Raw genomic sequence first — 26521 nt, 5'->3', positions numbered from 1 at the left:
ATGGTTCTTCGTCGACGAAATGACGGGCACGCTGCTGCTGTACGACAGCGCGCAGGGCTGGAGAGAGATTGCCCGCGTGGCATCGGGGGCCGCGAACCCTGTCACCTCGCCCTGGACCACGCGGGTCGCCGGCTTGCCGTCGCGCATTACGGCAGTGGCACGACCGCATCGTTTCGGCTGGACGCAAACGGCGTGCCGAGCGAGGCACCCGCGCTGTACCAGCATCACGGCCATGGTCCCGTAGCCGACCGGCAAGACGGCGCGCACGCGCATTGGGTTGGCTTCGACGCCCATGGGCGGCTCTACGTCACCGATCTGGGCACCGACCAGATCCTGCTGTTCGAAGACGGTGACAAGTCGTTGTCGGTGCCGCGCATCGCGTACGTCGCGCCGCCCGGATCGGGTCCGCGGCAGATCGCCTTTCATCCGTCGCTGCCGATCGCCTATCTCGTCAGCGAACTGGCGGTGTCGTTGACGGTGCTCGATGTGGCGGAAGACGGGACGCTGAGCGAGCGGTGCGTGACATCGACGTTGCCGCCGGGCGTGGAGCGAGGCGAGACGCTGGGCGGGGCGATCCTGCTTCACGCCGACCGTGTTCACGTCAGCAATCGCGGGCACGACAGTATCGCCACCTTCGCGATCGACGATGCCGGCGACGTGCGGCTGCTGGCGGTGCACGACAGCGGCGGTCGATCGCCGCGGTTCCTGCTGATCGACGACGGGCGGCTGCTGGTCGCCCATGAGGAAGCGGGCGGCGTCACGATGCTGCCGCTGGATAGGGATGGGGTGCCATGCGCCGTCGACGGTCGCGTCGATGTGCCCGGTCCCGCCTTTCTGGGAGTTCTGCCATGAAAGCCGCGCTGAAGACCGCCGATGGACGTTTCGAAGTGCAGGAGGTGGAGGAGCCGACGCTGCCCGCCGCCGATTGGGTCAAGGCGCGCGTGCGGATGGCCGGGATCTGCGGCACCGACCTTCGCCATTGGAAGAAGGCGGAGGAGGAACTGCACTGCTGCATCATGGGCCACGAACTGGCGGGCGAGGTCGTGGAGGCGGGTGCGGAGGTGACGCATGTCGCCGTGGGCGACCGCGTGCTGATCGAGTCGGTACTGGGATGCGGTCATTGCGAATGGTGCCGAGTCCAGCAGTACAACCGCTGTCCGGATCTGTACGCGACGCGCCGCGCCAGCGTGTCGCGTGCCTACGCCGAATATGTCGTCGGACCTGCGCACAAGTTCCACCCGCTGCCCGATTCGATCGGGTATGACGATGCGGCGCTGCTGGATACCTATGCCGTTGCGCTTCACGCGCAGCATCTGTCGGGGCTGACGATCAACGCACGGGTGGCGATCATCGGGGCGGGGCCGATCGGCCTGGGTCAATTGATGCTGGCGAAGGCGAGCGGTGCCGACGTGCTGATCATCGACACCGTTCCGCATGCGCTGGCGCTTGCCGAGCGGCTGGGCGCGGATCGCGTCGTCGATTCTGCCAGCGAAGATCCCTACGACGCGGTCATGGCGTTCACCCACGGGCGCGGTGCCGACATCGTCTTCGAGTGCGCCGGCGGCGAGTCGATGCCCGACACGCTGCCGCTTGCGACGACGCTGGCGCGGCGCGGCGGCAAGGTCGTGATCGTCGGCGGCTTCGACGCTGGTGCCACGTCGATCGCGCTGGAATGGCAGCGCATCCAGATGTCGGAAATCACGCTGATTCCCAGCGCCAGCTTCGCGTTTCATGACATCGATGCCGAGCAGGTCGAGGCGCTGGAGCTGGTCGCGCGCGGCAAGCTGAAGACGCAGGAACTGATTACCCATCGCTTTCCGCTGGACCGGATCAACGAGGCGTTCGAGGTTGCGCAGGACCGGCGGCGTACCGGCGCGATATTCGTCGGCCTGACGGTCTGAACGGATACGACCGATCCCGCCGGGGGCGACCTGTTCGAACAATCCATCCCCGGCACTATCGACGGAACACAATAACACAGGTCTGTTTGTGGCACGACATGGGCACCGGCGACCGACAGGATCGTTGATGCCTGGAAACCGGTCAGCGAGATCCGTCATGCCAGCAAAATCCGCCGCTCAACAAAAAGCCGCCGGCGCAGCCCTTAGCGCCAGGCGGGGCGACCAGCCCGTATCGAAATTGCGCGACGCGGCGAAGAGCATGGAGCAATCCATGACCGAGCCACAGCTTGAGGAGCTTGCGCACACCAAGCGCAAAGGCAAGGTCGAGCACGCTTCGAAAAGCTGAGCGGTGGGCGGCCACGCGCAGCGCGTCGTCCGACGGCGGGAGCGACGGTCGCCGGCGACGCCCGACGCCAGCGCGCGTGGACCATCGGCGGCGGCTTATCCGCTCGACGCGCTGAATGGTTGCCGCCACGGCACGGCGTCGCGACCGGCTACGGTCTTCGCGATCCTGTTTCGCGAATCTCCTCGACCAGCACCGGTCCGGTCATGCCCGATCCGAACGCATGCGCATCGGCGACCGAGGCACGGCGGGTCGATCACATCGGCTTCGGGGGCAGGCGAGGGCGGCGGCCACATTCGTGAGCCGATGTCGGCCGCGAAGCTTGCAGTTTGCGCCTGAGAGCGCCGTGTGGAACTGGCGCTGCTGTGCCGTAAGCGGGAGTATGCGGCTCTGTGATAATTAGACAGAACATTCAAGCTTGTCAGTGGGTTGAGCAGTGATGCCGATTTTTTACACCCACGTTCATATGGCTTCCGGCCTAGCGAAAGACGAGGAGGGGCAGGCGTTCGCGAGTTTGGCGGAGGCTCGTCGGGCCGCGGTCCGGGCCAGCACCGCACTGCTGGCGGAAGGTGTTGCGAGTGGCAGCACGAGCATAAGGATCGTGTTCCTTATCGAGGATGAGGCCGGACGACTGCAGGCGACCTTGCCGTTCGAGGTGACGGTCACCGGGCCGTCGCAAGATGTCGGCGTTTGAGCGATACTGGCCAACCCTCTGTTATATATCCAATATTTGCAAACGGTGGCGTTTTCGCCGGAACAAAAACCTGCGGGGCTCCCGCTTTTTCAGCGGCGACGCCTGCGGTCGGTCGATTGAATGTGCGATGGCGCACAGTTGACGACGAACGCTGGAAGAGCGTGAGCCATAGTTGTACGTTCCGGGGATCGTTTGCCGACGATCAGGGCGCGGGCGACTGAAAGACGTCAGCGCTTTCGCCCCATGTGCAAGGGCGATCTCGTGGCGGAAGCGGACAGGCTACATTCTACGAATATTTTGATCGCGTCATTGTCGCGGCAAGATGTGGCGCTCCTCGAACCGTATCTGGTGCGCGAGGAACTTGCGCGCGAAGCGGTGCTGATCGAAGCGGGTCGGCCGATCGAACACCTCTGGTTTCCGGAGGGGGGCATCGCCTCGGTGGTCGTCGACACCGCCGATCACGGGATGACCGAGATCGGTATTTTCGGCAGGGAGGGGTTTTCCGGCATACCGCTGTTGCTGGGCGCCACCGCCTCGCCCCATCGAACCTTCATCCAGGTGGACGGGCACATGGGGCTGCGCATCGCGGCAGCGCCGTTCATGGCGGCAGTCGACCAGAGCGCCACGTTGCGGACGACCTTGCTACGCTACGTGCAGACGTTCATCGTCCAGCTTGCACATAGCACGGTGTCGAACGCGCATCAGCGGATCGAAGCCCGGCTCGCGCGGTGGCTGTTGATGTGTCACGACCGCTACGATGCTGACGAGATACCGCTGACGCATGAATTCATGGCGATGATGATCGCGGCCGAACGATCCAGCGTCACGGTGTCGCTGCACGTGCTGGAAGGTGCCGGCATGATCCGCTCGCGGCGCGGGCGGGTGGCGATTCTCGACCGTAATCTGCTGGAAGAACTCGCGGGGGATGGCTATGGTCGGTCGGAAGCGGAGTATCGCGCGATGATCGCGCCGTTCGGCAAGACCGATCCGTGGATCGCGGCATCGTGAGCGGGGTGGTCGGGTGCCGGACGGGGGCGGTGCCGACCGGTGCGGCCACGGCGATCGAATGCCGGTCAAGCCCAAATGCATCCGAACGGGAACTGTGGGCTATCGCACAATTGGTAGGCAATGACGGACCAGCTACATAGGTGCTCCTGATCGCTTGCCAATGTCCAGGGGCGCAAGCGACTGGAAGACCTGTGCGCTTTCGCCCTTGAGATTGTGGGGCGACCATGCCGCATCCGGACCAGTCGTCGACCAGAAACATCCTGCTGCGCGCGATGTCGCCGGACGACTACGGCGTGCTCCAGCCGCACCTGCGCCGCGTAGCGGTCGAGCGCGAGATGGTGATGGTTCCGGCCCATACACCCGTCGAACACGTGTATTTCATGGAAGAGGCGATCGCCTCGATCGTGTCGGACACGCCGGGCAAGTCGCGAACCGAGGTCGGCATCTTCGGTTATGAAGGCGTGTCCGCTTCGTTTCTGTTGTTGGGATCGGACCGATCGCCGCACGAAACCTTCATCCAGGTCGGTGGCGGATTTGCCCTGCGTATCGCTGCCGATCGTTACCTTGAGGCGATCGAGCAGAGCCGGACGATGCGCACCCTGTTGTTGCGGTATGTCCAGACCCTTACCGTCCAGACCGCGCAGAGCGCGGCGACCAACGCGCACCAGCGGATCGAATCCCGCCTCGCCCGCTGGCTGTTGATGTGTCACGACCGGGTCGAAGGCGATGAGATCCGGCTGACTCACGAGTTCATCGGCATGATGATCGCCGCGGAGCGTAGCGGCGTTACGGTGGCGTTGCACATCCTTGAGGGTGCAGGGATGATCCGCTCCACGCGCGGGCGCGTCCTGATCGTCGATCGTGCGAAGTTGATCGATATGGCAGGCGAGGGTTATGGCGTTCCCGAACTGGAATACCGCCGCCTGATCGGCTCGTTCGGTAAGGATGGTGTCGGCCAGCCCTGACGGGCAGTGGCTGCCACCGCGGCCGGATCGCTCCGACAGGCGATCCGCGCCACGGTTAACCGGCGCTACAGGTGTGCGCCCAACAACGTCCTGATCTTCGACAGCGTGAACGGCTTTTCCGACCGCGGCAGCGCCCTGAAACAATCGGGAACGCTGGACCCGTCGTAGCCGGTGCACAGGATCGTGAAGACGTTGCGCGACAGCAAATGGTCCAGCACCGGATCGCTCCTGACGCCGTGCAGGTTCAGATCGACGATCGCGATGTCGATGGGGCGCGTTGCGTTCGATGGTCGGGATCGCATCCTCGACGCTCGTCGCCCATGTCACCTGCGCGCCGAGATCCTCCAGATAGGCGGTGAGGTTCAAGCCGACCAGCGCATCGTCCTCGACGACGAGGATGCGCCGCGACGTCGTCGTGGGCGGGGACACGCTGCCGCTCATGAAAGATCGCTCTCGTGGGCAAGCTTCAGGGGCAGGTCGATCAAACACGACAGTCCTCCTTCCTTGAACGACAGGTCGGTGCGCGCACCCAGCTGAAGGGGCAAAGCCTGTTCGATGAGGATGCGGCCATAGCCACGTTTCTGCTGAGGTGCCGCAGGCGGCCGCGATGGAGCGGTTTCGCGCCACAACAGGCTCAGCCACGGTGCGCCATCGCGTTCCTCCTCATGCCAGGTGACGTCCAGTCGTCCCGCAGAAGAAGAAAGCGCACCGTATTTCAATGCGTTGGTCGACAATTCGTGCACGGCGAGCGCAAGCGTTTGCGCCGTCGAGTTCCTGATGATCGTATCGGGACCATCCAGCACGATCTTGCTTCCGATCTCTCCATCGCCCAGCGCGCTCAGCTCGATCTCCAGCAGGCGTCTGATCGTGATCGGATCATGTTCCGACGTCGACAGTAATCCCTGCACGCGGCTGAGCGCGGAAAGGCGATCTTCGAAGCGGTCCCTGAAATCGTCGAGAGAGGACGCGCGCTGGAGCGTCTGTGCGCAAATCGAATGGACGACCGCGATTAGATTGCGCGTTCGATGCTGGAGTTCGGCCACGAGCACTTTCTGCTCGGCCTGCAAGCGGCGGAGGTCGTCGACATCGGTCGACGTTCCGATCCATTCGATCACTTGCCCGTTGGGGTCGAAAACGGGCTTTCCGCGTGTCTGGAACCACTTGTAATCGCCGCTTCCCGATCGCAGCCGCAAATCGGCGTGGAACTCGCCCTGCGCATGCGCCTGCTGCCACGAGCAGCGCGCGACCCCCCGGTCCTCGGGATGGACCACGTCCAGCCAGCCCCAGTCCTCACTATCCTGGCAGGTTTGCCCGGTATATCGTTGCCATTGTGGACTGGCCCACGTCCATGATCCGGCATCGATCGCCCGCCAGATCATCTGCGGCATGCCCTCGACAAGCGTCAGGAGCCAGGATTCCGCCGGTGTCGCGCTCCCGGCATCCCCGTCAGTCAAGGCGCTGTTTCGGCATGGATTCCGAGCCTCCCATTTTACCGGATTGATCAGAATGTATCCGGTAATCTCAAATGCTTCGTAATCTCTCGCGATCCGCGGTCGCGTGGCAAGCCATTGTGCGATCCACCACGAACACAGGTCAAGAAATCCGGTTCGCCGCTTCGTGAAGATGATGGCGGGGTCATGAGGGCGGCCCAGCGCCGACGGTCACGCGGTGACGCCCCCGCTTCGCAATTCCGGCGGTCTGGCAGGCACGGCTGCTACCCGGTGCGGCCAGGAGAGTCGCGGCGCGGCTGCCGGCACGATGGTTTCGCATCGATGTGCAAAGGGCTGCGGGACTCGTGATCGCGGTGTCCCGCAGCCCTGTCCGCCAAAACGGACGCTGGACGTTCAGGGGGCGACGAACGACGTGGTGGTGATGTGGTGCACCACATGCACCGGGCCACCCGGCAGCGTGGCGGGGCCATCGTCCCGCGCCGCGGCGACCAGCAGGTAGCGGCCCGGCCGCGCGGTCGGTGCCGCCACCATTCCGGCTGCGTCGGTTCGCAATTCCGTTTTCGCGCGATCGGGCGCGAACAGGGTGACGGCCGTATTCGCCACCGGCTTGCGATCACGCGTCAGGATGAAGCGGGACGCGTTCGGGGCGACCGGCACCAGTTCGAACGGGAGCGCCGCGACCGGCTGTTCACGACCGGCGCGCGCGTAATAGACGACGCCCTCGCGCTTTTCGGTCGGACCCCACGGCGCGAAGACGGTGTCGTCCCACAAACGCACGTCACCCGCAGGAACCGCTGCCTCCAGAAAACCGGCGCGCCGAACGAGCGGGGCGGTAGCGGTGCCAAGCAGTCTCGGCTTCTGCAGCTTGGCGAATTCCGGGTCGCCACCGGGGGGCGGCGCCTCGCCTGGTTCACCCAGATAGATCCGCGCGGGACCGGCGGCGTCGCGTTCGATCCAGATCTCGTGCGCACCCGCAACGGACGGGAGCATCGCCAGGACGACGGCGGCCAGGGATGATAGGCGCATGGTTTATTTCCTCCGGAATGGGATTGTCGCAACGAACCGGGTGAGAGGCAGGGCGGAGAACTCGCCGCTCACCCGATGGTGTAGCGCAACGTGGCGAACACGGTGCGCGGGCTGCCGTAGTAATTGCCGCGCGCGGTGGAGAAGATGCGCGCGTAGTAGCTGCGATCGAGCACGTTGTTGACGTTGATCGATATCCCGAGCTGCTCCGTCAGTTTGTACCCGGCGCGCAGGTCGACGACCGCATAGCTGCCCTGCCGGACCAGTGTCGACACTGAGCGCGTTCCATTCGCGGCGACCAAGGATGGCGTGCCGCCGGACGTTTCGCCGAAAACGGTCACCCCGCCGCCGATGCTCGCCCCCGCCAGCGGGCCGTCGGTCGGCGCGTAGTTGGTGAACAGCTTGCCCATGTGGCGCGGGATGACCGGCACCAGCGACGTGCCCTCGATCGCGGGATTGATGTCCTCCAGCAGCTTGGTGCGGGTGTAGCTATAGCCACCGTTGATGCGCCAGCCGGGCAGGATTTCGCCGCTCGCCTCGGCCTCGACCCCGCGCGAACGAACCTTGCCGAGCTGATAGTAAAGCGTCGTGTCGACCGGATCGTTGAACAGGCGATTGGTCTGCGTGATCTGATAGGCGGCCGCGGACAGCAACAGCCGGTTGTTCATCAACGACAGCTTGCTGCCCACCTCGAACTGCTCGCCGATCATCGGCTCGATGCCCTCGCCATCACCGCGCTGACGCCCGACCGGCTGTGCCTGCGGCGTGAAACTGTCGGCATAGCTGGCATACAGGTTCAGATCGCGGGTCACATCCCACACGATCCCGGCATAAGGGGTGAAGCGGTTCTCGATCGTATAGCCGGTTCGCATGCCGACGGCCGGCAACAACGTCTGGCTATCGGTGTCGTACCAGGTCAGGCGACCACCGCCGATCAGCGTCAGCCCGGGCAGGGGGCTGAGCCGCGTCTGGCCATAGATGCCGTATTGCTCGACCTCGGTCGCCGACGCGCCGTAAACCTGCGTCACGCATTGTACGGGTGTCTGCGGCGGCGTGCAGATGCCGGGCGTGCCCTGCACCGGGTACGGGGGCAGGGGGCCGTACGGATCGAGCGGCGGCTCGGCGGGCGACACCGGGTTGAACACGTCGATCCGGGCGTAATTCGACAGCCGGGTGAAATACGACGTGCCGGAACTCGCCTGATAGTCCGCGCCCAGGATCAGCGTCTGGTCGCGCCCGAACAGCGGGAAGCTGCCGATGCCGTTGAAATCGAAGGAGCGCGTCTGCTGCTTGCTGTCGCCGCGATAGGCGATCTGGTTGGTGAGCCCGCGATTGGCCGCGGTCACCGGCTGCGCGCCGATGTAGCTGTAGATGTCGACGCGATCGACATCGGTATACAGCCCGGTCGCGCGCAGCGTCCAGCGATCGGACAGACGGTGCGTCAATTCGGCGAAGCCCGACCAGGTGGTCGCATCGAAGCGGTTCCAATCCGCACCCAGATAGGTCGAACGCCGCACATCGAGCAGACGGCCGTCGCTGCCGTCCGCACCACCGGCATAGCCGGGCAGGCCCGACTGGACGGCGGGACGGAAACGATCGTAGTTCACGCCCGCGGTCAGCGTCGTCCGCGTGCCGATTTCCAGCGATCCGACCACGAAGGCGTCGAGCCGGTTGCGGTGTGCGGTGTCGAAGAACTGATCCTGATCCTGCGCCATCACTCCGGCGCGAAGGCCCGCGGTGCTGCCGATCGGTGTCGAGGCGTCGAGTTCGAGGCGAATATTTTCGTAGCTGCCATAGCCGGCGCTGGCCTGCATTCGCGCGGAATCCAGCGGCCGCTTGCGCACGAGGTTGATGCTGCCCGCCGGATTGCCCGATCCGCTGAACAGGCCGGCGGGGCCGCGCAACACCTCCAGCCGGTCGTAGAAGAACAGGTCAGGTACCGCCGATGGGAAGTTCACCGACAGCGTCGGGACACCATCGATCAGGTAGTTGTTGATCGCGAAGCCACGCGACAGGAACGATGGGTCTTCGCTGCCCACGCCGTTAACGGTGATGCCGTTCGTGGCGGTCAGCGCGTCTTCCAGCGTGAACAGATTCTGCGCCTCGATCTGGTCGCGGTCGATGACCGTGATCGTGTTCGGCGTGTCCTTGAGCGGCGTCACGGTTTTCCCGACCGCGCGCCCGTAGCTTTTCCCGACGACAAGGATGTCACCCTCGCGGGCCTGATCCGCGCTGTCCACGTCCGCGGATGCTGCCGGCGCCGATCCTTCGGCAGCAGGTCCAACCCCGCCGATTGCAGCCACGCCGGCCAGTAGAACGCTGAAATAAACCACGACTTTCCCCTTCGATCGGAAGCCCATTAGTCGGGTCGAAGTTGCGAGTCACTAGCAATATCAGTTGCTGAATTGTTTCTGTTATTTTTCCGAACGCTACAGAAGGATTGATGGCGCTGGTGTTCCCCTGCGCGTGCGTTCGCGGGAGGGAGGGCGGACCAAGCAGCGGCTGGTGAGCACGAGCGTAGAGGATGCACATCTCGGAATATCATCAGCGGCTTCAAGCGGTTGTGTGCCGAACAATCCTGACGGCTGATCGATGTGGAATCTCCTCCAGCGATGTCATCCGTAGATGCCCACAGTTGAAAAGAGCTTGGCTGAAAATCCAGCCAGGCAAATGGGATGCCGTCATCTTCCGATGTGCCGATCATTCGGGGCTTGCGGTGTGCCCGATGTCTGACATGTTGCCGATGGAACGATTGCGCTGATCGGCGCCCAGATTGATCTTGCCCGGATGGAACTTCATGTCGTCGATTGTCAAGAAACGTAGCCTCCCCGCAGCCGTCATGATGAGGGTCGTCGCGCTCGTCGTCGTAGGGGCGACGGCGCACTTCGGTCCGGCTGCCGTTGCAGCGGAACAGCCGATGGCCGCGCCGGGCGGTTCCCGGACGATCGATCCGGTGTCGATCGCCGATAGCTGGGTGGTTCCGCCGGTCCTCGCCACCGGTACCCGATTGCCCGTGCCCGCTGACCACGAGGTGACATGGAGCGTCGACGGCGTCGCGCTGCCCGGTGGCGTTCTGGTCAACGCGGGGGTGGAGGCGAAGGTCGTGCGGATCGCCGGCACGCTGATGAGGCCGGACGGCGGAAAGATCGAGAAGCGCTTCACGGTACGCTTGCTCGGCAAGGCCGCCAGCCACTTGTTGTCCTACGCCCGCGTGCCGACGAGCGCGCATGACGCCAATCAGCCGGAGGTCGCGCGCAGCGTCCACTTCGCCCTGCGTGGCGGGGACCGGGCGGCGGCCCCGCTGAACGACGATTACGGCGCGGTGTTCGCGCGCGGAGACTATGTGGCGGTCGATCGCGTCGCCCTGCGGGGGACCATCGATCCGTCGTTATTCTATTTCGCCGATGGATCGCTCGGTATCATCGCGACGCGGGTCGACATGGCCGGCAAGGTCGACCCGCCCTCGACCGGCACGATCCTGTTCAAGGCCGACCGGGCGCATCCGGACGACTTCACCGAACTCGGCCCGCTCGATCTGCGCACCACCGAGGGGGTGGGCAGGCCGAGGGCGGTGTGGGACGCAGCGGCGAACCGTTATGTCGTGTCGTGGATCAACGGCTCCGGCAAGCCGCGCTGGACGACCGTGAAGGATCTTGCGCGGACCGAGCGGCACGAGACGCCGTTCTTCCCCGAAACCGACGGTCGCCGCAGCCGGATCGTGTCGGCTGGCAATGTCGGCGAGGTGCGGTCGGGAGATGTCGCCACGATCGACGGCACCGGATCGGTCCCGCACCCCGGCGGCGCAGCAAGCGTCGCCTCGTCGCTGCCGATCGACGGCGACGCTGCCGCGGCGTTGCATCGGCGGTTCGGCCGGATCGTCAACGTCGCGGCCTCGGTCGCACCCCAGACGGTCACGGCCGGCCGGGTGGCAGCCCTGCAATCGGTACGCGCGAAGCTAGATTATTCGGACGGTTCCCATGCGACGCGCGCGGTGGACTGGAATGTCGCCGACCTTCGTCGTCTCGCACGCGCGCGACCGGGAAAATACGTCGTGCGCGGCACGGTACGTCAGCCCGCCTATCCGCCGATATTCGCCTATAACCGCGCCGATCCCGACGTCTATCGCTGGGAGCGGAATGGCAAGGTCCGTTATCTGTTCGTCGCCACCGACGACACGAACAACGGCAACGTGTCATCGCCCCACCTGCCGATCCGCGTTGCCGACACCATCGCGCAGCTCGCCGACGAACAGGGCGGTCGCGCACGCGAGGTCGACCTGCTCAACCGCCGCACCCGCCGTGATCGGACCACCGAGGGTCGCGTCATCGCCGGCTGTTACTGGGCGCCGGAACTGCACGAGATCGGCGGGAAGCTGTCGATCCTGTTCGCGCCATGCTTCAACCCCAAGGACGACCAATCGAACGAGAACGGCACCTGGGTGACGGTGCAATCGCACATCATGCGGCTGCGCGACGGCGGCGACCCGGCGAATGCCGCGGATTGGTCGAAGCCATCGGCAGTGCGCAAGGCGGACGGATCGTTTCTCGGCCGCCCGGATAAGGACCGCAACATCAGCCTCGACATGTCCTATTTCGAAGTGGGCGGTCAGGCCTATTACACATGGTCGCAGCGTTACCTGACAGATGCGGGCCCGTTAGGTGATCCGTTGACATGGATCGCCAAAGTCGATCCTTCGCGGCCGACGTCGCTTGCATCGGTACCGACGCCGATCATCGCCCCCGACCTGTCGGTGGAGGAAAATCTGGCGGAGGGTGCGTTCGCGCTCCAGCATGGCAACCGGGTAACGCTGGTATATTCAAGCTCCAGCGTGAGCCCGACCTATGTCGTCGGCGGCGCATCCGCAGACCGGAATGCCGACCTCACCCGAATCGACTCCTGGCGCAAGTGGCGTGCTCCGCTTCAGAAAAGCGCGCCGATGCCCGCTGGCGTGGTCGATTACCGGCGGTACGAACAGGGTCCGGGCCATGGGTCCTTCACGACCGATGAGGACGGAAACGCGCTGTACGTCTATCACACATGGGGCAACGGCGTCGGTGGTGACGGCCGCGACACGCGCGTGCGGCGGGTCCATTGGGCCGCCGATGGTCGCCCGTTGCTGGACATGACCGCCGGGGAAGAGGTCGCGCCCGCCAACCGTTCGGTGACGATGACGGTGACGGTCCGGTAGATGGTGGCGCGGTCGCTCGCCGGCGATCAGGTCGGCGCAACGGGACCGGGCGGCGACATCCCGCTCGCCCGGGCGGACGTTATGCGGCGCCGGCAGCGTGCCGGCGACACCGCCGCAGCGCCGCACCGTCACCCGGCCATGCCGAAGGTCATCCACACCGCCATCGCGATCATCATCAGGTTCTCGGTAAGCGACAGGAAGCCGAGCGGCACGTTGCTCGACCCGCCGACACAGGCGCACTTCAACGCGCGCCCGTCCATATAGACCGCCTTGATGACCGACGCGGCGCCGATGCCGCCGATGAACAGCGCGATCGGCACCGAGAGCCAGGTCAGCACGCCCGCGATCATCAGCACCCCGGCCAGCGCCTCCGCGAAAGGATAGATATAGGAATACGGCACCCATTGTTTCGCCAGCAGATCGTAGTTGAGGAACATGGTGGCGAAGTTCTCGACATTCTGCAGTTTGAGCAGTGCGAGCATTGTCATGCTGAAACCGATGAACCATCGGGCGGCATGAACGGTAAAAGGGGCGCCATATGCGGCGTGACTTGCCGCCAACGCCATCAAGGCAGTGATCGCGAACAGCGCCACCACCGGCTTATAGGTGGTCGCTTTGGGGTCGACGACCTTTTTGCCGAAATGATGACGCAGGTCGTCGTATCCGCCGATTCGGGTGCCCTCCACGAATATCTGCGGCGTGGTCCTGACCCCATGTTCATCCTTGAACGCATCGACGTGCGCGCGGGTGGTCAGCCATCTGTCATCCACTGCATACCCTTCGCGTCGCAGCAGATCCCTGGCTTTCAGGCCATAGGGGCAAACGTGCTTCTCCATCACCATTCGGTAGAGGGTGGCGTGCTTGCGGGTGGCTTGGGCGGACATGATGGCAAATTCCCATGGCGATCGGGTGTCTGCCTCCCATATAAGTGCCGTACCATAGTACGGAGTCAAGGTGTGGCCGAACTGACCATTGCCGGATTGGCGCGCGCCGGCGAGGTCTGCGTGGAAACCGTCCGTTATTATCAGCGACGCGGGCTGCTGGAGACCCCGGACCGGCCAGCGGGCAGCGATCGGGCGGGCAGTATCCGTCGATATGGTGACGCCGACGTTCGCCGGTTGCGCTTCATCCGATCGGGGCAGGCGGCGGGCTTTACGCTCGAACAAATCGGCGAGTTGCTTGCGCTAGATGCGACGGACGATCGCGCGCGGGTGCGCGAGCTGGCGAACGAACGTATCACCGCCCTTGATGCGAGGATCGCCGCACTGGAGGACGCTCGCGCATCACTACGCCGGCTGGCCGCCGAGTGCGCCAGAGGTTCGGACGGTCCGTGTCCAATCCTGACATCGTTCGAGCGGTCGTAGTCCCGTGGATGGAACCGTTATCGTACCGTCGCGCGCGCGGCGGAATCCGATACCGTCCGGCCCGGCCGTGATTGATCGGTGACCGTCAGAACAGTCCGTCGTCGTCATCATCGTCGACACTCGCGACCGGCTCCGCGGCGGCGGCCATGCCGGGCAGCAGGAAGCCGGCATGGACCGTTCGCTCCTGCGCCATCGTATAAAGACGCGCGATGTCGGGCAGCAGTCGCAGAAGGGCCGCCTCCGCGCTCTCGTTCATTTCCGCCACCGGCGTCCGCTGCGACAGCGTCGCCGCGGCATCGCGCATCATTCCGGCGGCGCCCAGTTCCTGCTTCAGTTCGTCGCCGGTGACGATCAGCATCTCGATCAGATGCCCGATGTCGTCGCTACCCTCCATGGCCACCTGCTCGGTACGCTGACACGCGCGTCGCACGATGCCCAGCGCACCGTCGAGCGTCTTGCCCATATCGCGCTCGTCCGCATCGGTGATGCCGTTACGCAACGATGCCTCGATCGCGCCGAGATCGCCGATCGCCCGCGCCACCTGTGTCGTGGCGGTGCCGAGCTGGATGGCATTGGCATCGACCTCGGTCGCGATCACGGACACGGCGCGCCCGGTCGCGCCATGGCGGCGGCACAACAGACGCGTGTTGGTCGCGATATCCTGCACGTTGACGCGGATACGCTGCACGCTGACCAGCCGCACCGACAGTTCCGCCACCGTGTCGGTGATGATCCCGATCATCGCTCTCGACCGTCCATCGGTGTCGCGCAGCCGCGCGGTGAGATGCTCCACGTCGGTGATCCCGCGCTCCAGCCGGTTCAGGAAGTCGCGCCCGCCACCGTCATTCTGCTCCGCGATCAGATCGAGCAGCTTGCTGGTATCCGGCACCAGATCGGCAAGTGAGGACATCATCGCCTGCGTCTCGCGCTCGAAATCCGTCGCTGCCGCCTCCAGCTGTGCCGCCAGCATGCGTTCGACGTGGCCGACCATCGCCGTATCCACGGCGCCTTCCCCGGCGCTCGTTTGCAGCATCTGCAAGGCGGAAACGACGTGTTCCAGGCGCTGGCGCGTGCTGTCGCCGACCTGCAGCGCGCCCAGCACCACGACCACCTTGCCCTGAACGCTGCGCGCGATCGACGAGACGGAGCGGGCCAGCGTCGCCACGCCGGTGAGATGCGCAGCCAGTGCCGCAGCATCGCTCGACAATTGGGCTGGAATGGCGGGTATGACCTTCGCGCTTTCGGCGGCGAGCAAACGATCGGCTTGTTGAACGCTGGCGACGGACCTCATCAGTTCTTTCAGTTGCGCGATAAACTTGCCCAGTTCCTGCTCGCCGACACCCAGCTTGACCTTCATCCCTTCGACGAAGCCGACGAACTGCTCTTCTCCGGACGCGGCGATCTTGATGTTCATGCCGTAGATGCTGAGCACGCGTAGCGTCTGGTGCATTTCCAGCACATGTTCGTTCAGCAATCGCGCGATCGTGGCCACGCCGGCCATATGCTCGGCGCGGCCGGCCTGGCGAACGGGCAGGTTTGTCAGGTCGACGGCGACCTGGCGCAGATCCGCCACCGCGGCCCCCGCGGTGCGTTCGTCGAGCGCGGCGGCGACGCCGTCGAGTCCGGCGATCACGCGGTCGATCATCTCGACGGCATTGGCCAGCGTCGTGCCGACGCGCAGAAATTGCTTGTCGAGGCTGGCGGCGAGCTGCGCGAGATCCTTGCGGATCGTGCAATCGGTCGGCTGGGCTGGCAATTCGACTTTGATCGCCTCAAGGAACATAACGCTCTCCGTAAAGTCTGTTAGCGGGCCGATGCCGCGAGCAATTCGCGCGCGATCGTGCCCAGCGGCACGATGCGGTCGGCCGCGTCGCGCGCGATGGCTTCCTTGGGCATGCCGAACACCACCGACGTGGCTTCGTCCTGCGCGATGGTGCGGGCACCGGCCTGCTTCATCTCGAGCAGGCCGCGCGCGCCGTCGTCGCCCATGCCGGTCATGATGATGCCGACCGCGTTGGCACCGGCGTTGCGCGCGGCCGACCGGAACAGCACGTCCACCGATGGGCGGTGACGCGAGACCAGCGGCCCTTCCTTCACCGCGACGACATAGCGCGCGCCTTGGCGTTCCAGCATCGTGTGACGCAGCCCACCGGGGGCGATCAGCACATGGCCGCGCATGACGGTGTCGCCGTCTTCCGCCTCTTTCACATCGACCTCGCACAGGCCGTTCAGGCGCTTGGCGAACGCCTTGGTGAAGCTTTCGGGCATGTGCTGCACGATGACGATGCCCGGCGAGTTGGCGGGCAACGCCTCCAGCACCTCCCGCAGCGCTTCCGTCCCACCGGTCGAGGCGCCGATGCACACGACCATCTCGGTCGTGCGGCTCATCGCGCGACCGGTCGGCGGCGGCAGTACGGCGTCGGCCGTGAGCTTCGCCGCCGGGGCGGATGCCCGCGACGAACGCCGCGCGCCCAGCCGCGCGGCCGCGGCGCCCTTTACGGTTTCGCAGATGTGCAGGTGCGCCTCGGCAAGGTGATCGGCGACGCCCATCTTGGGTTTGAGGATGATGTCGACCGCGCCCGCTTCCAGCGCCTGGAGCAGCGTTTCCGATCCGTCCTCGACCAGCGAGGAGCACATCACCACCGGCGTGGGGCACTGGCTCATCAACCGGCGCAGGAAGGTGATCCCGTCCATCCGCGGCATCTCCACGTCCAATGTGATGACGTCGGGAACCTCGGACTGGATGTAGCGCGCTGCGGCGAAGGGATCGGCGGCGGCGGCGATGACCTCGATCTCGGGATCGACGGACAGGATCGCCGTCATGGCCTGACGCACGCTGGCGCTGTCGTCGATCACCAGCACTCGGACTTTTTTCATATCGATCAAATCCGCTGGAAGACGGTGTTGGCCACGGAGGCCAGGGGAAGGTCGAAGCCGGCGATCGATTCCGAATGGCCCAGAAACAGGTAGCCATCCGGGCGCAGGCACTCGGCAAGTCGCCGCACGACCTTTTCCTGCTGGGTTTTGTCAAAGTAGATCAGCACGTTGCGGCAGAAGATCACGTCCATCGGCTCACCGACGTCGTAGCGTTCGTCCATCAGGTTGTGACGCGCGAAGCCGATCGCTGCCCGCAGCGCCGGGACGATGCGCACGTCCATGCGCCCCGCTTCCCTCGCGCCCAGCACGTAGCGCTGGCGATGGGCGGGCGGCACCGGCGAGACCATGGCGGCCGGATAGATACCACGCTGCGCCGCTTCGAGAACTTCGGTGTCGAGGTCGGTCGCGAGGATGCTGTAATCCGGCGCGCCGTGCTGTGCGGCGAAAGCATCGACGACCATCGCCATGGTATAGGGCTCCGCACCGGTGGAGCAGGCGGCACTCCACATCCGGATCTTTCGGCGGCCATTGTTCAGGAATGCGGGCAGAACGTGGTCACGCAGATAGTCGAAATGGCGTGGCTCTCGAAAGAAGTCGGTCTTGTTCGTGGTTACCGCGTTGATGAGGTGAGTCAGTTCCTCGCCCTGGTGTCCCTCGGCAAAGAACCAGTCGCAATAGGCCGCGATGGTTCCCGTACCGGTCGCGCGTACCCGGCGGCGCAAGCGGCCCTCCAGCATCGTGGCCTTGCCTCCCGGCATCTTGATCCCGGCCACCTCACCGATGAGGGCGGCCAGCTGGGCGAAGTCGCGCGCGTCCAGCCGGTCCGAGGCGGCGTCGTTCGTTGCCACCTGCGTGCTCACGCGTTCGGCTCCGACCGTGGAAAGGGCGAGAAAGTGAGGGTCATCGATGATCTTCCGGTACGGGTTTTCAGGCGGCCCGATCGAGGTGGGCCTGCGCGAGCACGCCATCCTCGGCAGAGAAGATATGGGCGGCGGCGAGCAGGACGACGAAGCCGTCCTGCCGGCGCACCACGCCCTCGATATACTCCGATCGCCAGCGTACGCCGATGTCGGGGGTGGTCTCGACCGCGCCCGCCGCGAAGCTTGCGACGTCGAGCACGCGGTCGACGACCAGTCCCAGTGCCAGCGTGCGGTGCTCCATCGGAACGTCGACGACCAGAATGCGCGTCGTCGCACCGATGGCGGCTGCCGGAAGGCCCAGCCGGACACGCAGGTCGACCATCGGGATCGCCTCGCCACGCACCTCGATCAGCCCCAACAGCCATTCCGGACCCTGCGGCATCCGGAACGCCTCGCGATGATCCATGATCGCGCGGACGTTGCCGACCGGGAGGGCGAAGGTCTCGCCCCCCAGGTTGAACACGACCGCCTGTACGTCGGCCTGCGCGTTCATGCCGCGCGACCGAACTCGGCGTCCTCGCCATCCGCGCCGCCATGGTTCAGGTCGAGCGCGAAGCCGCGGGCGCGCGCCTGCTGGTCGGCGATCGAATTGGGCCTGGCCTTGACCTTCGCAGCCGGGCGCGCGGGTGCCTTCTTCGTCGCGGCCGACGGTGCCTTGCGCGCGGCGGCCGTGGTCGGACGCACGGTCTCGACCTGGAAGAAGGAGATGCCCTCCTGCAGTTCCTCCGCCTGACCGGCCAGTTCTTCCGACGTGGAGGAGATCTGCTCCGACGCGGAGGCGTTCTGCTGCGTTACCTTGTCGAGCTGCTGGATCGCCTCGTTGATCTGGCTCGACCCGATATCCTGCTCGCGACAGGCCGCGCTGATCTCCGAAACGAGTTCGGCGGTACGGCGGATGTCGGGAACCAGCCGGGCGAGCATCTCACCGGCCTGCGCCGCTGCGGCGACCGTGTCTGACGAGACCGCGCTGATCTCGGCTGCGGCGGTCTGGCTACGCTCGGCCAGCTTGCGCACTTCCGATGCGACCACGGCGAAGCCTCGGCCGTGTTCGCCGGCGCGTGCCGCCTCGACCGCCGCATTCAGGGCGAGCAGGTCGGTCTGGCGCGCGATTTCCTGCACGATACCGATCTTCTCCGCGATAGTCCGCATCGCCGTTGCGGCCTTGTCGACGGCCTGGCCGCTCGCCTCGGCATCCTTGGACGACTGGCGCGCGATTTTCTCGGTCTGCGCCGCATTGTCGGCATTCTGTTTGATGTTGGCGGTCATCTGCTCCATCGACGCGGAGGCTTCCTCGGCGGCGGCGGCCTGCTCGGTCGCGCCCTGCGACATCTGGTCGGCGGTCGACGACAATTGCTGCGTGCCGGATGCCACGTTCTGCGCCGCGAGCGTAGCGTCGCCGACGACGCCGCGCAGCCGCTCGACCATCGACACCAGCGAATGGCCCAGCTTGTCCTTGTTCGACAAAGGCTGGTGATCGACGGTCAGGTCGCCGCGCGCGATGGTGTCGGCCAGCGCGGCCGACTTGCGCAGGTTGACGGTCATGCGGTTGACCGTGTCGACCAGATCCTTGATCTCGTCGTTGCTGGTCACCACGACTTCATTGTCGAGGTCCCCGATCGCTACCGCATCGATGGCGGTGCCCACGCGGCGAAGCCCGTTCGACACCACGCGCGAGATCCAAACCGCGCCGCCGACCGCGATCAGCAATGCCAGTCCGGCGACGACGAACAGCATCGTCCTTGCAGCGCTGTACAGCTTCTCGGACTGGGCTTGCGCTTCCTTCATCTGCAGCTCGGAAAGCTCGACGATCTGGTCGGTCAGTTCGCTCATCACCTTTGCGATGGCGCGCCCTTCGCCGATCGACAGCGCCGATGCTTCGGCATTCTTGTTGGTCATGGCGAAAATGCGGACACGCTCGTTGACCGGCAGGAACTCGTTCCACTTCTGCTGCAGTTGCAGCCAGATCGGCTTGCCCTGCACCGTGGCGTTGGCCACGGCGCTGCCGATCAGTGCGGTCACCTGGTTCCGGTTCTTCATCAGCGACGCTTCGACTTCGCGGTTCTCGGCCTCCGTCCGCGTCATCGTCAGGTTCTTCTCGGCACGGATCGTCATGCTGATCTTCGAATCGATCGTCTGTGCGCGGCTGAGGCGTGCCGCCGGTCCGGCGATGACGTCGCTCATCGCGTCGTTAAGCGCCGACATCCGGGTGATCCCGACGCCGACGACGGCGATCAGTAACGCTACGAGGATCGCGAACGTGACCCCCAGCTTCATCTTGATAGTTGCGCGCATGGCAATGGCTCCGATTTGGGAGATGTTGGGTTCAGAAAAGACGGGCGATCCCGACGTAGAAGCGGGCATCGGGTGAGGCGGCATCGAGGCCGAGTACGGCCCCGAAGTCGAACTGGAGATCGTGTCGCAACATCCACGCAAGGGACGACGCGAGATAGGAGCGGGTCGTCGGGCCACCGGGGTCGTGGTCGCGCTCCACGGCGAGTTCGTGGGTGATCGAGACCGCGTCGCGCAATGCCATGCCGACACCGGCGACCAGGCCGCAGGCCGGATGGCGGCCGTAGCCAGCCTGATCGGCAGATGCGTCGATCCGCGGCGTCAGCTGGAGGCTGATGTCGTCCCGGATCGCATAGGAAAGCGGTACGCTGATCCCTGCGGTCCATCGTCCCGCGCCGAGCGCCTTGTTGCCGAGCGGCAACGTGGCGAAAGGCATGACGGCGACCGAAAATCCCGAACCATCCGGGTTCGCGAGATTGACCTTCACCCCCATCAGAGCGTCGCCCGTGCCCCGGATGGTGGAGCCGCCGGCATCGTTCTCGCGAATTCTGGCAACGGCGAGGGGCCGGGCACCGCCGAAGATTTCGATGGCGTCGCCGACGCCGATCCGCACCAGGGTTTCCCCGATCAGGGCGAGGTCGGACACCGACCCGGTGCTGCGATCGCGCTGCCAGTCCACCAGGCCGGTTTCGACCGAAATGCGACCGCGATCGATCGTGCACGACGGCGTGCCGAGACCCGGACGATCGGAGCAATAGCCGCGAACTCCCGTGGCAGATTGTGCGCCAGCCTGTGCCTGGGCCTGCGCCCCGGCCGGTACCGGTTCCACCATCGACACCGCGGCAGCGAAGAGAGCGGTCAGACTTATAAGGGTTCGCTCCGCTCCGGCACGGCGCGGAGCGATCGATGGCGTCGTCACGCCGCCCGCGCCACGGAAGGCTGGCCGAACCCCCGGAACAGCGCGTCCAGATCGGGTAGCACGACGATGTCGTGCGCGCGTCGCACCAGTCCGCTGACATGTTCTTGCGGCCAGCGCATGCCGATCGCCGGCGGCCGCTCGCACACGGCGGCATCCAGCGTCGTGACTTCGTCGACGTGGTCGGTGGTCAGACCGACCAGCGTCGCCTCGCCGTCGATCGTCAGCTCGATCACGATGATGCGGCTGTCGAGCGTGGCGGCGAGCTTTTCCATGCCATAGGCAGGGCGCAGGTCGGCCAGCGGGATCACGCGACCGCGGAAGTTGATGACATGGCCGACCAGCGGGTCCGCGCCGGGCACGGCGGTGCGCGGCACCATGTCGAGGATCTCGCGCACGAGCACCGCGTCGAGCGCGAATGTCTCGCCGCCCATGCCGAAGGTCAGCACTTCCAGCATGCCATCTGCGGCCGCCGCGAATGTGGATGATGAGGAATGGATCATGTCAGCCGACGGCACGCAGCCGCTCCTCCCGGGGTTGGGCGGCCGCGACGAGCTGGCCGATGTCGAGGATCAGGGCGACGCTGCCGTCGCCAAGGATGGTCGCACCCGCGAACGACCCGACACCGCGGTGCAGGACGGTCAGCGGCTTGATGACCGTCTGGTGGTTGCCGATGATCTGGTCGACGACCAGCCCGACGCGTTCCTGGCCGACCGACACCACGACGATCTTCTGGAACGGGTCGGGACTGGTGCCGGTGGCGAACATCTCACGCAGTCGGACGAACGGGATCAACCGGTCCCGCAGCGTGATCAGGTTCTGGCCTCGCGAGCGACCGTCTTCCTCCCGCGTCAGTTCCAGGCATTCCTCGACCGCCGACAGCGGCACGACGTAGCGGCCCTCGCCGACCCGGATCAGCAATCCCTCGATGATCGCCAGCGTCAGCGGGATGCGCAACGTGATCGTCGATCCGGCGCCATCGACGCTGGCAACGTCGATCGTGCCACGCAGGCTTTCGATCGTGCGTTTCACCACGTCCATGCCGACACCACGCCCCGACAGGTTGGTCACCTGCGCCGCGGTGGAAAAACCGGGGTGGAAGATCATCTGCAGCAGTTCGCCGTCGTTCAGCGGCTGATCGGGCTGGATCAGCCCGTTCGCCTCGGCCTTCGCACGGACGCGGGCCCGGTCGATGCCGCGGCCGTCGTCACGGATCGTGATGACCACCTCGCCGCCCGCCTGATGCGCGGACAGGCGCACCGTCCCCGCATCCGGCTTGCCGGCGTCGCGGCGATCCTCCGGCATTTCCAGGCCGTGGTCGCAACTGTTGCGGATCAGATGGACCAGCGGATCGAACAGGCGTTCGATCACGGTCTTGTCGACCTCGGTCGCCTCGCCCTCCGTGACCAGTTCGATTGCCTTGCCGGTGTCGCGCGACAGGTCGTGGATCAGGCGGCGGAAGCGGCCGAACAACTGCCCGACCGGCACCATGCGCAACACCATCATCGTATCGCGCAACTCGCCGGCCAACCGTTCGATTTCCTCGGAGATCGAGCGCATCGCCACGCCGCCGTCCTGATGCGCCAGCTGCGACAGGCGGCTCTGCGCGATCACCAGCTCGCCGACGCGGTCCATCAGCGCGTCCAGCCGCTCGGCCGGAACGCGGACGCTTTCGCCGGCCGGCTTGGCGGCGCTGCGGGCTGCGGCGGCCTCGGGTTCGGCGGCCTCAAAGGTCGGCTCGGGTACGGTCTCCGCCGCGTCGTCGCCCTCGTGGACGATCGCGCCGCGCGGCTCGATCGACAAGGTCATGTCGTCCATCACGAAGATGAAGACGTCCTCGATGTCATCGCGCGAGATGTCGCCGGTCAGCGTCACATCCCACGTCAGGTGGATGTCGGTGGCGACGAGTTTGTCCAGCGGCGGCACCGTGTCGGTGCGCGCGACGATCGTGCATTCGCCGAGCTCCCGCAGTTCGTCGAGCAGCATCAGTGGGTTGGAGCCGTTGACCATCGCGTTCGCGGGCAGGCGGAACGACATGGCCCAGCCTAGCAACGCCGGCGCGGCCGACGGCAGTGCCGGTTCGCCGCGCGCCGACTCTACCGCCGCAGCGAGGCGCACGAGGATGGCGTCGCCCTCCGCTTTGGGCGCGTCGCCGTCGACCAGCGCGCGCATATGATCGCCCGCGGAAAGGATGACGGCGACCAGTTGCGCGGTGGCGGGAACGCTGCCCTTGCGCACCTGATCGAATGCGCTTTCGCAATGATGGGTGAAGGCGGCGAGCGCGTCGAAGCCGAACATCGCGCCCGAGCCTTTCAGCGTGTGCAGCCCACGGAACACGGCATCGACGAGGTCGGTGTCGTCAAGCCGGTGACCCAGATCCAGCAGGCCTTGCTCGACCTGGTCGAGCACTTCCGCCGCCTCGACCCGGAAGGCTGCGATCGGATCGTCGGCGCTCACCGGCCGAGCACTTTGCGGGCGACCTTGACGAGCTGATCCGGCACGAACGGCTTCACCAACCAGCCGGTCGCGCCCGCCGACTTGGCCTGCGCCTTCATCTCCGCATCGGATTCGGTGGTGAGGAAGATGATCGGCACGCCGGCCTGTTCGGGCTGGTTGCGCAGCTCGCGGATCATCGTCAGCCCGTCCATGTTGGGCATGTTGAGGTCGGTGACGATCATGTCGAACTTGCTCTCGGCCGCCTTGGCCAGCCCTTCGACGCCGTCGCCGGCCTCCGTCACGGAATAGCCGGCACCGGTCAGCGCGATCCGGATGGCCATCCGCAGGCTGGCGCTGTCATCGACGGTAAGGATGGAGGCGGTCATTGCGATGCATTTCCCTGAAACCAGAATGGGTCTTCGCCCACGGCGAAGCCGGCGCGGGCGAGCAGATCGGTGAACCGGTCGTCGACAGGGCGGACGAGCGCGAAATCCACGCCGCTCTCTGCGGCATGGCGGCGCGCTGCTGCTACGATCTGCACAATGCGGATGTCGGGATCGGTCAAATCGGAAAGGTCGAGCCGGACGATGTCACTCGATGACAATGCCGACCGGAGTTCGAGGGTAAGATCTTTAAGGATCTCGACGAGCGGTTTTCCGGCGTGATCGCGAAGATCGACCGTGTTTGCATCCATGCTTGATTGCACCTGTGACGAACAACTTTGCTGTTCGTCCTAAATGGCGGAATAACGTAAATACTAGGTTACGCGGTTCTAATCGTGGCCAAACGAATTATAATTGTTATAGTACAATAGCTTGAAAGCTGCTCCGTTTGGGATCGCGACGGCTGTTTGAAAAAATGTACCGTGACGTCAGTGTCATCTCGATATATTTCGTTATTTTATTTCTTGAACGTAACGCTTCAGCTGAGCGAGTTCGGTTAAATCTTACTTATAAAATCTTTTTTTGTGAACGGTTTGCCTCAGTTGCGCCTGTTGGCGGAGGCTTCTGCGCCGATGATGGTGGGCACGTGATCGCCTGGTCGCCGTCCCCGCCCGCCGCAGGGCAGGCGTCAGCGCCCCGCCGCCCGGTGAACGAGGCGGCGTCACTCGCGTACAGGCGCGGCCCTGGCGGCGCGAAGGTCGAGCCTGAGGCCGGCGACCGGCGGGCGCGACGGTTCCGTTCGGTTATCCGCGAATCGGACGATCTTCGAACCGCATCCATCGATAGACGGCGAAGCTGACCAGCCAGGCCGCACCGAACAGACCGATGATGATGAATCCCAGCATGTTGAAGCGGCTTCCCAATGCCGTTGCGAGGTCCCATACGCCGCCGGACAGCTCGAGCTTGTCGGCGAGCAGGGCTGCGGTTTCGATGCCGCCGATCATCACCGCGACCAGCGCGGAAGCGGCCGTGATCGTAACGTTGTAGTAGAGCTTGCGGATCGGGTGGACGAACGCCCATTCATAGGCACCCAGCATCAGGACGCCGTCGGCGGTATCGACCAGCGCCATGCCGACCGCGAACAACGCCGGAAACACCAGCACGGCGGCGAGTGAGAAGCCTTGACCCGCCTGTGCGGCGGACAGGCCGAGGATCGCGATCTCGGTGGCGGTGTCGAAACCCAGCCCGAAGAGGAAGCCGAGCGGGGCCATGTGCCACGGCCGGTCGATCAGACGAAAGAGCGGACGGAACAGGCGCGAGAGCGGGCCGCGTCCGGCGAGCAGCATGTCCAGATCGTCCTGGTCATAGTCTCCGCCGGCGCGGACATGCCTGAACGTGCGCCAGACCGAGCGGAGGATGATCAGGTTGATCGCTGCGATGGCGAACAGGAACCCGGCGGAAAACAGCGTGGCGATGACGCCGCCCACCGCCTTGAGCGTTTCGAAACGGGCCAGCGCGGTGGCGGTGGCGGCGATCGCCACCGAGGCGATCAGGATCACGGCGCTGTGCCCGATCGCAAACCACAGCCCGACACCGATCGGGCGGGCACCATCCTGCATCAGCTTGCGGGTGACGTTGTCGATCGCCGCGATGTGATCGGCGTCCACGGCGTGGCGTAACCCCAGCGTCCACGCCAGCAACGCCGTCGCGAGCATCGCGGGCGCCGCATGGAACAGGCTCCCAGCCCATAACCATGCACCGAGGTTTGCGGCCAACAGCAGTGCGAACAAGATGCCGATACGCGTTCTGAGCCGGGCCGGGCCGGTCGCCCGCGCTATCGTCGCCGGTTCGCCTTCGTCGGTAAGTGGCATGCGTGATTCCCCGGGCGTCGGACGACGCGGCGGGCCTTCCGTGCGAACGGCGGCAGTCGCGCCGATCGGACGCCATCGCGACCGGCACGCCTGCCCGTGCGGCCCCCCGCACCTTCGTCGCTCGACGGACTTCACCGTGCCGCGGCCAACCCCTGGGCCAGGGCAAGAGCGACCCACGCCGGCAGGTCTCCTGGCTCACGGGTCAACGCCACGATGCACGACCTTCCCAGGACGATCACGCATGCGTGCCCGACCCAGTGGCTGCCCCGTTCGATCGGGGCGTTGTGCATCGCGCTCGCCGCTTACAGTTGCAGGGACAGCCTCGGCTTCGGGACGGGTCCCTTACCGCGTTCCCTTTTAAGCCCCTTGCGGGGCACCGGCGCGATCATGAGGCGCATGGTCCGATGGACCGTGAACCTCGACCGACCGACTATCGAAACGACCGGCAGCGGGCAAGCGGACATCGCCACCCGTCAGCTGTCCGTGACGAACCCGGCGGGCGGCAGGCGGGCGATGAAGTGACCCTTGACCCCTTGCGGCCATTGCTTGAACGGGACGCGGCCCTGCTCGCTTTCGCCGTATGCCAGCGCATAGTCGAGCAACGCCCGCGCGGCATCCTCGTCCGGCTGGAAGCGGCCCAGCAGATACCCGACCTTACCCGGCGCGCGCAGGTGGACCGAGCAATGTTCGGTGCAGGAAAACAGGCATGGCATCTGTTGCACCGCGATGCCCGCGTAGCGCGGGTCGCTGGCCCTGACCGCCAGGAGCGCCGCGACGAATGCCGCGCCGCCACGAATTCCGCTCCCGTTCTCACGCTGGTCGGGTGCGAAGCGGCAGGTGTTGCACGCGACGATCGCGAGCGTGTCATCGACCGGGGTCAGCATCGGGTCAT

At 65.5% G+C, this 26521-nt stretch carries 25 protein-coding genes and 1 riboswitch; of the genes, 8 read left to right on the top strand and 17 right to left on the bottom strand.

The genetic code is table 11. The annotated features are described in order from the left end of the window. From ASE95_RS06040 to ASE95_RS06015, 6 genes are all read left to right on the top strand, one after another. Entirely contained in the window at positions 1-852 is an 852-nt protein-coding gene (locus tag ASE95_RS06040) for a lactonase family protein (RefSeq protein WP_082449590.1), read from the top strand. Beyond that, on the top strand, positions 849-1901 hold the full coding sequence (locus ASE95_RS06035) for a zinc-dependent alcohol dehydrogenase (protein ID WP_056632719.1): 1053 nt from the start codon (positions 849-851) through the stop codon (positions 1899-1901). Before ASE95_RS06040 ends, ASE95_RS06035 begins: the two co-directional genes overlap by 4 nt. Before the next feature lie 157 nt (positions 1902-2058). After that, entirely contained in the window at positions 2059-2247 is a 189-nt protein-coding gene (locus tag ASE95_RS06030) for a DUF3008 family protein (protein WP_056632716.1), read from the top strand. Between the two features lie 436 nt (positions 2248-2683). After that, on the top strand, positions 2684-2938 hold the full coding sequence (locus ASE95_RS06025; protein WP_056632713.1) for a DUF6894 family protein: 255 nt from the start codon (positions 2684-2686) through the stop codon (positions 2936-2938). Positions 2939-3262: 324 nt separating this feature from the next. Next, positions 3263-3946, top strand: coding sequence for a Crp/Fnr family transcriptional regulator (locus ASE95_RS06020; protein ID WP_162234668.1), 684 nt, complete (start codon positions 3263-3265; stop codon positions 3944-3946). Positions 3947-4170: 224 nt separating this feature from the next. Further along, a complete protein-coding gene (locus ASE95_RS06015) occupies positions 4171-4911 on the top strand; it encodes a Crp/Fnr family transcriptional regulator (protein ID WP_056632707.1) in 741 nt (246 codons plus the stop codon). Between the two features lie 65 nt (positions 4912-4976). Here the strand turns inward: ASE95_RS06015 and ASE95_RS17230 are convergent, their stop codons facing one another. The 4 genes from ASE95_RS17230 to ASE95_RS05995 form a co-directional block, all read right to left on the bottom strand. Then, positions 4977-5213, bottom strand: coding sequence for a hypothetical protein (locus ASE95_RS17230; RefSeq protein WP_082449588.1), 237 nt, complete (start codon positions 5211-5213; stop codon positions 4977-4979). A 135-nt stretch (positions 5214-5348) separates the two neighbouring features. Then, positions 5349-6365, bottom strand: coding sequence for a sensor histidine kinase (locus ASE95_RS06005; RefSeq protein WP_268795806.1), 1017 nt, complete (start codon positions 6363-6365; stop codon positions 5349-5351). Positions 6366-6755: 390 nt separating this feature from the next. Then, positions 6756-7388, bottom strand: a complete 633-nt coding sequence (locus ASE95_RS06000; protein ID WP_056632701.1) for a nickel uptake transporter family protein — start codon at positions 7386-7388, stop codon at positions 6756-6758. Between the two features lie 68 nt (positions 7389-7456). After that, complete coding sequence (locus ASE95_RS05995; protein ID WP_235528201.1) at positions 7457-9625, bottom strand: TonB-dependent siderophore receptor; 2169 nt, start codon at positions 9623-9625, stop codon at positions 7457-7459. Positions 9626-10302: 677 nt separating this feature from the next. On the opposite strand from ASE95_RS05995, the gene ASE95_RS05990 reads away from it, so the two are divergent. Next, a complete protein-coding gene (locus tag ASE95_RS05990; RefSeq protein ID WP_200918747.1) occupies positions 10303-12573 on the top strand; it encodes a family 43 glycosylhydrolase in 2271 nt (756 codons plus the stop codon). Between the two features lie 128 nt (positions 12574-12701). Here ASE95_RS05990 and ASE95_RS05985 read toward each other — a convergent pair whose 3' ends face one another. Then, positions 12702-13457 (bottom strand): glutaredoxin family protein, encoded by a 756-nt coding sequence (locus ASE95_RS05985; RefSeq protein ID WP_056632696.1) that lies wholly within the window; start codon positions 13455-13457, stop codon positions 12702-12704. A 72-nt stretch (positions 13458-13529) separates the two neighbouring features. Here ASE95_RS05985 and ASE95_RS18220 point away from each other — a divergent pair, with 72 nt between their 5' ends. Next, a complete protein-coding gene (locus ASE95_RS18220; RefSeq protein WP_156347893.1) occupies positions 13530-13937 on the top strand; it encodes a MerR family DNA-binding protein in 408 nt (135 codons plus the stop codon). Positions 13938-14022: 85 nt separating this feature from the next. Here ASE95_RS18220 and ASE95_RS05975 read toward each other — a convergent pair whose 3' ends face one another. The 12 genes from ASE95_RS05975 to ASE95_RS05920 all read right to left on the bottom strand — a co-directional run bounded on the left by ASE95_RS05975 (position 14023) and on the right by ASE95_RS05920 (position 26513). Continuing rightward, positions 14023-15720 carry a hypothetical protein gene (locus tag ASE95_RS05975; protein WP_056632694.1) on the bottom strand — a complete coding sequence of 566 codons (1698 nt, stop codon included), beginning with the start codon at positions 15718-15720 and terminating at the stop codon, positions 14023-14025. A 20-nt stretch (positions 15721-15740) separates the two neighbouring features. Next, positions 15741-16814, bottom strand: a complete 1074-nt coding sequence (locus tag ASE95_RS05970) for a protein-glutamate methylesterase/protein-glutamine glutaminase (protein ID WP_056632691.1) — start codon at positions 16812-16814, stop codon at positions 15741-15743. Between the two features lie 5 nt (positions 16815-16819). Further along, positions 16820-17674: a CheR family methyltransferase gene (locus tag ASE95_RS05965; protein WP_056633343.1), complete on the bottom strand. Its 855-nt coding sequence runs from the start codon at positions 17672-17674 to the stop codon at positions 16820-16822. A gap of 67 nt (positions 17675-17741) precedes the next feature. Next, a complete protein-coding gene (locus tag ASE95_RS05960) occupies positions 17742-18227 on the bottom strand; it encodes a chemotaxis protein CheW (protein ID WP_056632688.1) in 486 nt (161 codons plus the stop codon). After that, positions 18224-20026, bottom strand: coding sequence for a methyl-accepting chemotaxis protein (locus ASE95_RS05955; RefSeq protein WP_056632686.1), 1803 nt, complete (start codon positions 20024-20026; stop codon positions 18224-18226). Before ASE95_RS05955 ends, ASE95_RS05960 begins: the two co-directional genes overlap by 4 nt. A gap of 31 nt (positions 20027-20057) precedes the next feature. Next, positions 20058-20942 (bottom strand): transporter, encoded by an 885-nt coding sequence (locus ASE95_RS05950; protein ID WP_156347892.1) that lies wholly within the window; start codon positions 20940-20942, stop codon positions 20058-20060. Further along, complete coding sequence (locus ASE95_RS05945; RefSeq protein WP_327196698.1) at positions 20939-21457, bottom strand: chemotaxis protein CheW; 519 nt, start codon at positions 21455-21457, stop codon at positions 20939-20941. The genes ASE95_RS05950 and ASE95_RS05945 overlap by 4 nt, the downstream gene beginning before the upstream one ends. Continuing rightward, positions 21444-23396, bottom strand: a complete 1953-nt coding sequence (locus tag ASE95_RS05940) for a chemotaxis protein CheA (protein ID WP_056632677.1) — start codon at positions 23394-23396, stop codon at positions 21444-21446. The genes ASE95_RS05945 and ASE95_RS05940 overlap by 14 nt, the downstream gene beginning before the upstream one ends. Further along, positions 23393-23761 (bottom strand): response regulator, encoded by a 369-nt coding sequence (locus ASE95_RS05935; protein WP_056632674.1) that lies wholly within the window; start codon positions 23759-23761, stop codon positions 23393-23395. Before ASE95_RS05935 ends, ASE95_RS05940 begins: the two co-directional genes overlap by 4 nt. Next, positions 23758-24069: an STAS domain-containing protein gene (locus ASE95_RS05930; RefSeq protein WP_056632670.1), complete on the bottom strand. Its 312-nt coding sequence runs from the start codon at positions 24067-24069 to the stop codon at positions 23758-23760. The genes ASE95_RS05935 and ASE95_RS05930 overlap by 4 nt, the downstream gene beginning before the upstream one ends. Positions 24070-24561: 492 nt before the next feature. Beyond that, entirely contained in the window at positions 24562-25629 is a 1068-nt protein-coding gene (locus tag ASE95_RS05925; RefSeq protein ID WP_056632666.1) for a HoxN/HupN/NixA family nickel/cobalt transporter, read from the bottom strand. A gap of 163 nt (positions 25630-25792) precedes the next feature. Beyond that, a riboswitch (cobalamin riboswitch) is annotated at positions 25793-26024 on the bottom strand. Between the two features lie 78 nt (positions 26025-26102). Then, a complete protein-coding gene (locus ASE95_RS05920; protein ID WP_056632664.1) occupies positions 26103-26513 on the bottom strand; it encodes a DUF1636 family protein in 411 nt (136 codons plus the stop codon). Positions 26514-26521: the final 8 nt, after the last annotated feature.

The organism is Sphingomonas sp. Leaf231, from assembly GCF_001421995.1.
In the GTDB taxonomy this organism is placed as follows: domain Bacteria; phylum Pseudomonadota; class Alphaproteobacteria; order Sphingomonadales; family Sphingomonadaceae; genus Sphingomonas.
The sequence above is the reverse complement of the archived record's forward strand: the minus strand, read 5'-3'. Positions and strand labels throughout refer to the sequence as shown.